Origin of the sequence: Ornithinibacter sp., from assembly GCF_035443565.1 — a bacterium.
Lineage (GTDB): Bacteria > Actinomycetota > Actinomycetes > Actinomycetales > Dermatophilaceae > Fodinibacter.
This window is the reverse complement of record NZ_DAORSO010000101.1, coordinates 1-8,735: the sequence shown is the minus strand read 5'-3', so window position 1 is coordinate 8,735 and position 8,735 is coordinate 1. Positions and strand designations below refer to the sequence as shown.

General features: G+C 69.5%; 10 protein-coding genes and 2 pseudogenes. 5 read left to right on the top strand and 7 right to left on the bottom strand.

Features of this window, described 5'->3' with window-relative positions; all coding sequences use genetic code 11:
• The 4 genes from PLL68_RS10555 to PLL68_RS10540 form a co-directional block, all read right to left on the bottom strand.
• Positions 1 to 338 (bottom strand): glutamate--tRNA ligase family protein (locus PLL68_RS10555; RefSeq protein WP_324533865.1); only part of this gene is annotated, 338 nt, incomplete at its 3' end.
• A 12-nt stretch (positions 339 to 350) separates the two neighbouring features.
• Positions 351 to 1,121: a fumarylacetoacetate hydrolase family protein gene (locus PLL68_RS10550; RefSeq protein ID WP_324533863.1), complete on the bottom strand. Its 771-nt coding sequence runs from the start codon at positions 1,119 to 1,121 to the stop codon at positions 351 to 353.
• A gap of 52 nt (positions 1,122 to 1,173) precedes the next feature.
• A complete protein-coding gene (locus tag PLL68_RS10545; RefSeq protein ID WP_324533861.1) occupies positions 1,174 to 1,317 on the bottom strand; it encodes a hypothetical protein in 144 nt (47 codons plus the stop codon).
• A 72-nt stretch (positions 1,318 to 1,389) separates the two neighbouring features.
• Positions 1,390 to 2,316, bottom strand: coding sequence for an SGNH/GDSL hydrolase family protein (locus PLL68_RS10540; RefSeq protein WP_324533859.1), 927 nt, complete (start codon positions 2,314 to 2,316; stop codon positions 1,390 to 1,392).
• 225 nt (positions 2,317 to 2,541) lie between these two features.
• Between PLL68_RS10540 and PLL68_RS10535 the strand changes: the two genes are divergently transcribed.
• Both PLL68_RS10535 and PLL68_RS10530 read left to right on the top strand, forming a co-directional pair.
• On the top strand, positions 2,542 to 2,916 hold the full coding sequence (locus PLL68_RS10535) for a DUF805 domain-containing protein (protein WP_324533857.1): 375 nt from the start codon (positions 2,542 to 2,544) through the stop codon (positions 2,914 to 2,916).
• Between the two features lie 65 nt (positions 2,917 to 2,981).
• Positions 2,982 to 3,917, top strand: a complete 936-nt coding sequence (locus PLL68_RS10530; RefSeq protein ID WP_324533855.1) for a 3-methyladenine DNA glycosylase — start codon at positions 2,982 to 2,984, stop codon at positions 3,915 to 3,917.
• Here the strand turns inward: PLL68_RS10530 and PLL68_RS10525 are convergent.
• The gene (locus PLL68_RS10525; RefSeq protein WP_324533853.1) at positions 3,877 to 4,503 is read right to left on the bottom strand and encodes a 2-phosphosulfolactate phosphatase; all 627 of its coding nucleotides are present in this window, start codon (positions 4,501 to 4,503) and stop codon (positions 3,877 to 3,879) included. The genes PLL68_RS10530 and PLL68_RS10525 overlap by 41 nt on opposite strands.
• Here PLL68_RS10525 and PLL68_RS10520 point away from each other — a divergent pair.
• From PLL68_RS10520 to PLL68_RS10510, 3 genes and pseudogenes are all read left to right on the top strand, one after another.
• Positions 4,442 to 5,242, top strand: a pseudogene (locus PLL68_RS10520) (IS30 family transposase); the annotation flags it as partial. The gene PLL68_RS10525 and the pseudogene PLL68_RS10520 sit on opposite strands and share 62 nt — an antisense overlap.
• 79 nt (positions 5,243 to 5,321) lie before the next feature.
• Entirely contained in the window at positions 5,322 to 6,086 is a 765-nt protein-coding gene (locus PLL68_RS10515) for a hypothetical protein (protein WP_324533851.1), read from the top strand.
• Positions 6,068 to 6,553: a hypothetical protein gene (locus PLL68_RS10510; RefSeq protein WP_324533848.1), complete on the top strand. Its 486-nt coding sequence runs from the start codon at positions 6,068 to 6,070 to the stop codon at positions 6,551 to 6,553. The genes PLL68_RS10515 and PLL68_RS10510 overlap by 19 nt, the downstream gene beginning before the upstream one ends.
• 158 nt (positions 6,554 to 6,711) lie before the next feature.
• Here the strand turns inward: PLL68_RS10510 and PLL68_RS10505 are convergent.
• A pseudogene (locus PLL68_RS10505) lies at positions 6,712 to 6,870 on the bottom strand (IS256 family transposase); the annotation flags it as partial.
• Between the two features lie 48 nt (positions 6,871 to 6,918).
• On the bottom strand, positions 6,919 to 8,511 hold the full coding sequence (cimA, locus tag PLL68_RS10500) for a citramalate synthase (RefSeq protein ID WP_324533846.1): 1,593 nt from the start codon (positions 8,509 to 8,511) through the stop codon (positions 6,919 to 6,921).
• Between the last annotated feature and the right edge of the window lie 224 nt (positions 8,512 to 8,735).

The window sequence follows — 8,735 nt, the reverse complement described above, 5'->3', positions numbered from 1 at the left end:
GGCCGGTAGGTGTCGAGGCGCTCGCTCTGGCGATAGGGCTCGAAGGGGCCACCGACGTCGGGGCCCTCGTCCCAGGTCAGCCCGAGCCACGACAGCGTGTCGAACACCTGCTGCTCGGAGTCGGCGCGAAAGCGCGTGCGGTCGGTGTCCTCGATGCGCAGGACGAAGCGGCCCCCCTGCTGGCGAACGAACGCCAGGTTGAACAGGGACATGTAGGCCGTGCCGACGTGCGGGTCACCCGTCGGCGACGGCGCGACACGAAGCCGAACCGCCCCCGTGAGGGCGCCGACGGGTGCTGCGGCGGAGGTCTCGGACACGAACTGCTCACTCTCGGTCATGGTGGGGACAGCCTAGTGACGCACGAACGGATTGCTCAGCACCCCGATGCCGTCGATGTCGACGTCGACGCGCTGCCCGGCATCCACGAGTCCGACGCCTGCCGGGGTGCCGGTGAGGATGACGTCCCCGGGCAGCAACGTGAACGCCTCGGACGCGAAGGCGACCAGGCTCGCGACGTCGTGGACCATGTCGGACGTCGGACCGTCCTGGACGATCGCCCCGTCGAGCATCGTCACGATCCGTTGGGCACCCGGGTCGAGGTCGGTCTCGATCCACGGCCCGAGCGGGCAGAAGGTGTCGAAGCCCTTGGCCCGGGCCCACTGGCCGTCGCTGCGCTGAAGGTCGCGCGCCGTGACGTCGTTGGCGATGGTGTAGCCGAAGACGAAGTCGAGCGCGTCGCTGGCATCGACGTTCCGGCACAGCCGGCCGATGACCACGGCGAGCTCACCCTCGTAGCCGACCTCGCTGGTCTGCGGGGGCATGACGACGGGGTCACCGGGGCCGATGACGGCCGTGTTGGGCACGAGGAACATCAGCGGGGTCGCCGGCGCCTCGCCGCCCATCTCGCGAGCGTGCTCGGCGTAGTTCTTCCCGATGCCGATGACCTTGCTGCGCGGGATGACCGGCGCGAGCAGGCGGACGTCCGAGACCTCGTGGACCGCCCCGGTCAGCTCGATGCGTTGGTAGAGGGGGTCGCCGGTGATCTCTGCGATCTTCTCCCCTGCCCCGTCGACGAGCCCGTAGGCCGGGTCCTCGCCCGTGGTGAACCTCGCGATGCGCATGGCTGCAGCCTACGGCCGCGCCGCCGGAACCTCGGCCGGATGCCGGGGCGCGCTACGCGATGTGGAGCGCACCCTCTCGGGCGGCCTCGACCGCCGCGTCGACGGCGCCGATCGCCACGACGTCGGCACCGAGCGTCGACGCCACGATCTCGGCCGCGGGCAGGTCGAGCTCCTTCGGGAGCCGCCGGCGGGCCACGTCGATGACCCCGTCGAGCCCGTTGGCCGCCGATCGTCGACGGCATGCTTCCGGGTGAGTCCACCGCCTGGGTCAGCCCGCGGCCGTGACCCCGGCCGTCGTGGCGGCCTCGGCGAGCACCCGGGCCACGGTCGCGGCCCCCTCGTCGGAGAAGTGGATGTCGCGCGCGGTGCACAGGTTGGTCAGCGTGCACACCCGGGCAGCGTTCTCGGGCACGGTGCGGCCGCCGATCTGGGTCGGCGTCGTGTCGTCGGTCGCGAAGGCCTCGTCGAGGCCGACGAAGGTCGCCCCGGCGCCCTTCGCGGCTGCCTCGATGCCGTCGCTGAGGTCGGCGTACGCCTGCGCCGCCTCCTCGACTCCGGCCACCGGCTGGTCCAGGGTCTGGGCGGCCACCCACGGGTTGTAGTAGCCGAGCACGAGCACCGGGACGTCGGCACCAGCAGCCGTGCGCAGCCGCTCGAGGATCGTCGGGAGGTTCTTCTCCACCGTCTGCACGCCCTCGGTCACGCACGCGGTGTCGATGGATGCTCCGCCGCGGACGCAGCGCAGCAGGTCGTTGCCGCCGATGTCGATGGTCACGAGAGCAACCTCGCCAGCCCGCTCGGCCAACACGGCCTCGGCCTGCTCGAGCTGGCTGCCCTCCTCGAAGGTGCACTTGCCACCCTCGATGAGGGAGGTCGTCGTCTCCCCGCTGCACCCGAGGTTCTCGACCTCGAGCTCGGCACCCGCGGCTTCCAGCCGGCTCGCCACGAGTGCCGGGTAGGCGGTGTCCCGCAGCTCGGTGCCCCCCGGCTGGTAGCCGGCAGCCAGCGAGTCGCCGAGGGCGACGTACAGCCGTTCGGGCGCCACGGCATCCGAGGTGGTGGGGGACGGAGCAGGGGCAGCGGACGTCGCCGCAGCCGTGCTCGGCGCGGGCTCCGCCGGGTCGCCGCTGCACGCCGACAGGGCGAGCACGATCGCGCTCGCCGCAGCAAGGATCGGCAGGGTCGAGCGGGTCATGAGGTCCTCGTCGGTGTGGATCGGGTCGGGTCGGGTGGTCGGATCCCGGCGACGCGGGGTGAAGCCACCATCATCTCCCACAGCGAGCGGCGGCCCCCCGCAGGTTCCCGGGGTTCGACGACGACGGCGACACGGCCGGACGTGCCCGCCGGGAGGTCCCACCACGAGGGAGCGCGGGTCCCTACCGTGGCATAGCGAGCACGTCGTCGGGACAGGAGCACCGTCATGTCGTTCGGCCAGGCCGTCAGCACCGTCTTCTCCAAGTACGCCACCTTCTCCGGTCGCGCACGACGCAGCGAGTACTGGTGGTGGTACCTGTTCGTGACGATCGTCTTCGTCGTCGCCGGGGTCATCGACCGGGCCGCCGGCCTGACGTACGGCGACACGACCTACGGAGGAGGCTGGATCGCGAGCATCGCCGGCCTGGCCCTCCTCCTGCCGAACCTCGCCGTCGGCGTTCGCCGGCTGCACGACACCGGCCGCTCGGGGTGGTGGCTGCTCGTCGGGCTCGTGCCGATCATCGGCATCGTCATCCTGCTCTACTTCTTCGTCATCGACAGCGAGTACGACAACGCGTACGGCCCCTACCCCAAGGACTGAGCCGTCCAGATGGAGCCCCGGGGTCACCTGACACCGGGGCACCTTCGCGTCGGTACCGTGGTGAGGTGACTCCCCGCGTGCTGGCCCCCGAGGAGTGGCTGGCCCTCGAGGCCGCCCACGAGGAGCGCATCGACGCGGCGACGGCCGCGCACCGCGACCGGCGGTCTGGCGGTCGGACCCACCCCGTCGAGGACTTCCTCTTCCGCTACTACACCAACTCCCCCGCACGCCTGCGGCGCTGGCACCCCGGCCCCGGCGTCGTGCTCGCGGAGGCCGCGCACCTCCCGCGGGCGCGGTGGACGCACTACCGAACCGAGTCGGATGCCGTGCGCCTGGACGTCGACGCCTTCGTCGCCGCCCGCGGTCCCGCCATCGCATTCGTGAGGGGTCTGCTGTCCGCCACCGCATCGCGCCCGGCGCAGCTCGGCTGCTTCGGCCTGCACGAGTGGGCGATGGTGCACGGCATCCCCGCTGACGACGTGCGTCATGCCGGGTGGCCGTTGCGGCTCGGCAGCGCGGGGACGGATGCGGTGGTGGAGGCGCACGGCATCCGGTGCTCGCACTTCGACGCGTACCGGTTCTTCACCGAGTCGGCGAGCCCGCGCAACGCCCTGCGCCCGACGCGAGAGAGCCAGGTGGCCATGGAGCAACCCGGGTGCCTGCATGCCGGGATGGACGTCTACAAGTGGGCGTTCAAGCTGACACCGCTCGTGCCGAGCGACCTCGTGGCTGATGCGTTCGACCTCGCCCGCGAGATCCGGGTGCTCGACATGCGCGCGTCACCGTACGACCTGGGCGACCTCGGCTACGACTCGGTGCCGATCGAGACCCCCGAGGGGAAGGCCGCGTACGTCGAGGCGCAACGTGGGTTCGCCTTGCGGTCCAACGACCTGCGCCAACGCCTCCTGGCCGTCCTCGACGCCGCCACCGCTTCCGCGGAATCAGGAGCAGCTCGCCGACTCAGGGCCGGATCCGGCCCTGAGTCGGCGGAGCGCTCCTGAGTCCGCGGTCGGTCAGGGCTGGGGCGAACCAGCCGTCGGTGAGCACGGGAACGACAGCCGACACGTCCAGTTCGGCAGCGATGGCCACGTCCGCCGCGAAGCCCTTGACGATGAGCTCGACCCCACTCGCGCACGCAGCCAGCTGGCGTGGCAGGTCCGCACGAACGACACCGGATGCCGTTCGCGCGGCCTCCGCCTCCGGGCTCACCGTCGTCGTGGGGCCGTGCGTGACCAGCGCCTCGACCACGGCGCCGGCGCCCCACAGGTCCTCGACCGCAGGCCGCAGCGAGCCGTCGTCGGGCCACCTCTCCCCTGCGGCGACGATCCCGACGGCCGCCTGCTGCCCGCTCAGCCAGCGACCAACCGCCCCGGCATTGCGCAGCGAGGCCGCCACGACCACTACTCCACCGGCCTCCAGTTCCGCACAGATCGCAGAGCCGTTGGGCGAGGGGAGGACGAGCCGTTCAGGAGGCGTTGCACCGAGGATGCTGGCTGGCGAGAGGCTGATCTGACCGGGGCCGGCGGCGTGGAGCCCCGAGCAGATCGCGCACCGGTTGAAGGTCGACTTCCCCGATGATGAGTCCATGCGGATCAGCCACGAGGCGATCTACCAGTCGCTGTTCATCCAAGGCCGTGGTGCGCTCAAGCGTGAGCTGGTCACCTGTCTGCGCACAGGCCGGGCGCTGCGAGAGCCGCGAGCCCGATCACAGAACAAGCCGCAGGGTCACGTGACCGCCGAAGTCGTCCTGAGCGAGCGTCCCGCTGAGGCTGAGGACCGCGCCATCCTTGGGCATTGGGAGGGCGACCTGATCCTCGGGACAGGCCGGTCGGCGATCGGCACGCTCGTCGAGCGCAGCAGCCGCGCCACGCTCCTGGTGCACCTGCCGCGGATGCAGGGCTGGGGTGAGCAGCCGGCCGTGAAGAACGGGCCGTCTCTGGGCGGCTACGGGGCCGTCGCGATGAACGCCGCCCTGACAGCGTCGATGACGAAACTGCCTGAGCAGTTGCGCAAGACCCTGACCTGGGACCGCGGCAAGGAACTGTCGGACCACGCCCTGTTCGCGCTGGAAACCGGAACGCAGGTGTTCTTCGCCGACCCCCACACACCGTGGCAGCGCATCACGAACGAGAACACCAACGGCCTGCTGCGTCAGTACTTCCCCAAGGGCACCGACCTGTCACGGTGGTCCGCCGAAGACCTTGAGGCCGTCGCTCACGCGCTCAACAACCGGCCCCGCAAGATCCTCGGCTGGCGAACCCCAGCAGAGGTCTTCGAAGAGCAACTACGCTCGCTCACACAGACCGGTGTTGCAACGACCCGTTGAACTCGCCGAGGACGGAAGTGCAGAGTACAGTCCCAGCAACCTCGGCAACGGCGCTGGGGACACGGGAGGGAACGAACCCATGAGCAACACCCCACGTCGTCGACGCATCGCAGCCCTGGGATTAGGTGTCACCTTGGCCGTCGGAGCGCTCATCGGCGCATCGCCTACGACAGCCGTGGCTGTGGACAACGGCTACTACACGGTCATCGTCACGGACCAAGACCACTACGAAGGACAAACCTGGACAGCGTTCCAGATGCAGGACGAAGGCATCAACGCTGGGCCCGCCCCTGAGAACTTCTCGGAGTACGACACCTCCACGATGACGGAGGCATTTGCGGTCAATGCATCGGTGCCCGAGAACTTCCGCTACAACGGCGGGGCGAAGAAGTCCGACTACATCTACCAGTCCGCCTACTGGGCCCTCGAGCGCGTCTACTGCTCTGGTACACCACGCACTTGCAAGGTCGTCGACCGCTACGAAGTCATCCTCAAGCAGACGCTCAGCGGAGGCCGCACATGGACCATGACGCCCATCATCACCAAGAAGTTCGGTCCCGCTAGCGCCAGCTTCAGCTACAGCCTCTACTGCGGTGTCAACAAGCCGCTGCAGACAGACACCCTGTGTGCCGGCGGCGGCGCCGGACACTCGAAGTCGGGCGTATTCGACCCGGGAAATACGGTCAGCCAGGCCTTCGGCGCGGCGAACAACCGCGTCTACCCGATGATGTCGATCTCCGCCCTTTGGTCCAACGCCACCGCCCACGCCCGGTTCCGCGGGTACGACGTGTGTAACAGCTCCAACCTGTCGACTATCGTCAAACTATGCTCGAAGGCGTACTGACCCTGGACCGCTGGTGGCCAGTCGCTGCTCCGGCTCCCACTTGGACCAACGACCACTCCACCAGCGACTTCGGCATCCAGTTCGCCACCTCGGACGGAGCAACCTGGGCCGTTGTGACTCACGTCCTTACCGACGATGCGATTCAGAACACCACTTGGACCACACTCACCGTCGTGGGGTCCATGACAGTTCTCGGCATGCACCTCGAGGAGATGCCATCAACCGATCTCCCCGACGTCATCTCCGCAGCCGTCGAGCGCGCGGATCCCGTCCCACGTCCCTTCGATCGACCTCAGCTCCAGATCGTCAGCTTCGGTGAACAACTAACGGCCGGTGCAACCTTCTTTGGGGACCGCTCATCAGTCACAGTCGCGGTCACCAACGGGGCGCTGGTCTCCGTCGTCCAACCGGTCAGTGACCCATCACAGGGACCTGTAGCCCTGTTTCAGCGCGACGACACGTCCTGATGTGAGGACAAGCGCCCCTGTCACCCCGCAGTGACAGGGGCGCTCTCGCCGGAACGCCGGAACGCTGTGACGCCAGCGCGGCGAGCATGGCGAAAGACACCGCAGCCAGTTGATCCCAAGGGACTGTCCGATTAACGGTGTATCTGGCGTTCATGTTGCTAGAGGTTCTCGGCGGCCGGCATGCGGTCGGCGAAGGTGACGGCGAACGCGTTCAGGGCGGGCTTCCACCGCATGGTCCATCGTGCCTGCCCGGTGCCCTTGGGGTCCATCCCGCGGGTGACCAGGTACAGCGTCTTGAGGGCGGCCTGCTCGGTGGGCCTCCTGGCCGTCCTCGATGCCGTTCAGGCTTCCCGCGGGGAAGCGGGTCAGCGGGGGGCGACGCCGGCGCGCACCAGCCCGTAGGTCACCGACTCCACGAGGGCATCCCACGACGCCTCGAGGATGTTCGCGGCGACCCCGATGGTCATCCACGAGGTGGTGCCGTCGGAGGTCTCGATGAGCACCCGCGTCACGGCATCCGTGCCGTGGGCGGCATCGAGGATGCGCACCTTGTAGTCGATGAGCTCGAGGTGGCCGATCTCCGGGTAGGCAGCGGCCAGGGCCGCACGCAGCGCGTGGTCGAGGGCGTTGACCGGACCGTTGCCCTCGCCGGTCTGGACGACCCGCTCACCGGCGGCGCTCAGCTTCACCGTCGCCTCGGAGAGCGCGTCGTCCTCCCCGCGTGCGTCGGTGATGACGCGCCAGGACTCGACCTCGAAGAAGGCGGGAAGGGCGCCGTCGACCTCACGGCGCAGCAGCAGCTCGAAGCTCGCGTCGGCCGCGTCGAAGGTGTAGCCGCGCAGCTCCTTGTCCTTGACGGCGCGAAGCACCCTGGCGAGGGTGGCGGCATCCACCTCGTTCGTGGGGTCGAGGTCGAAACCCAGCTCGCGCGACTTCAGCTCGATCGAGGCGCGACCAGCCATGTCGGACACCAGCATTCGCATGTCGTTGCCCACGTGCTTGGGGTCCATGTGCTGGTAGAGGTCCGGGTCGATCTTGATGGCGCTCGCGTGCAGGCCGGCCTTGTGCGCGAAGGCGCTCGAGCCGACGTAGGGCTGGCGGGAGTAGGCCGGCACGTTGGTCACCTCGGCGATGGCGTGCGCGATGCGGGTCGACTCCTGCAGCCGGTGCGGTTCGAGCAGCTCGAAGCCCTTCTTGAGCTGGAGGTTGGCGACGACGGTGAGCAGGTCGGCGTTGCCCGTGCGCTCGCCGTACCCGTTGACGGTGCCCTGCACGTGCGTGGCACCCGCCTCGACAGCGGCCATCGAGTTGGCGACGGCGCAACCGGTGTCGTTGTGGCAGTGGATGCCGATCCGGGCGCCGGTGCTGACCACGACGTCGCGCACGATTTCAGCGACCTGGTCGGGCAGCATCCCGCCGTTGGTGTCGCACAGGGCGATCACCTCCGCGCCGGACTCGGCGGCGACCCGTACCGCCTCGAGGGCGTAGTCGCGGTCGGTCGCGTAGCCGTCGAAGAAGTGTTCGGCGTCCAGGAAGACCCGACGACCCTCGGCCCGCAGGAAGGAGACTGTGTCGCGGATCATCTCCAGGTTCTCGGCGAGGGTGGTGCGCAGGGCGCGCTCGACGTGGCCGGTGTGCGACTTGGCGACCAGGGTGACGACCTGCGCCTGGCTGTCGAGCAGGGCCCGCACCAACGGGTCGGTCTCGGCGCGGCCACCGGCCCGGCGGGTGGCCCCGAACGCCGCGAGCGTCGCGTTGCGCAGGGTGAGGTCCTGGGCCGCGCGGGCGAAGAACTCGGTGTCCTTGGGGTTTGCTCCGGGCCACCCACCCTCGATGTAGCCGACGCCCAGCTCGTCGAGGTGCGAGGCGATGGCGAGCTTGTCGGCCACGGAGAGGTTGAGCCCCTCCTGCTGGGCGCCGTCGCGCAGCGTCGTGTCGTAGACGTGGAGGTCGCTCATGCGCTGCTTCACCCGGATCGGTCTGCCGGTTCACCCGGCGTCGTGTGCCCCGGCCCTGCGGGCCGGGGCGATGACGTGTGCTGCTCGTGTCCATTCTCGGGCCAGCTCTGCTGTCGTGCCGCCCGGGGGTGGGGGCGGACGACCTTCGCTCCCCGGTCACGCCGCGCCCGCGACGCTCCCGACAAGCAAAAGACCCCCCGGGTGCGGGAGGTCTGCGCGACGAG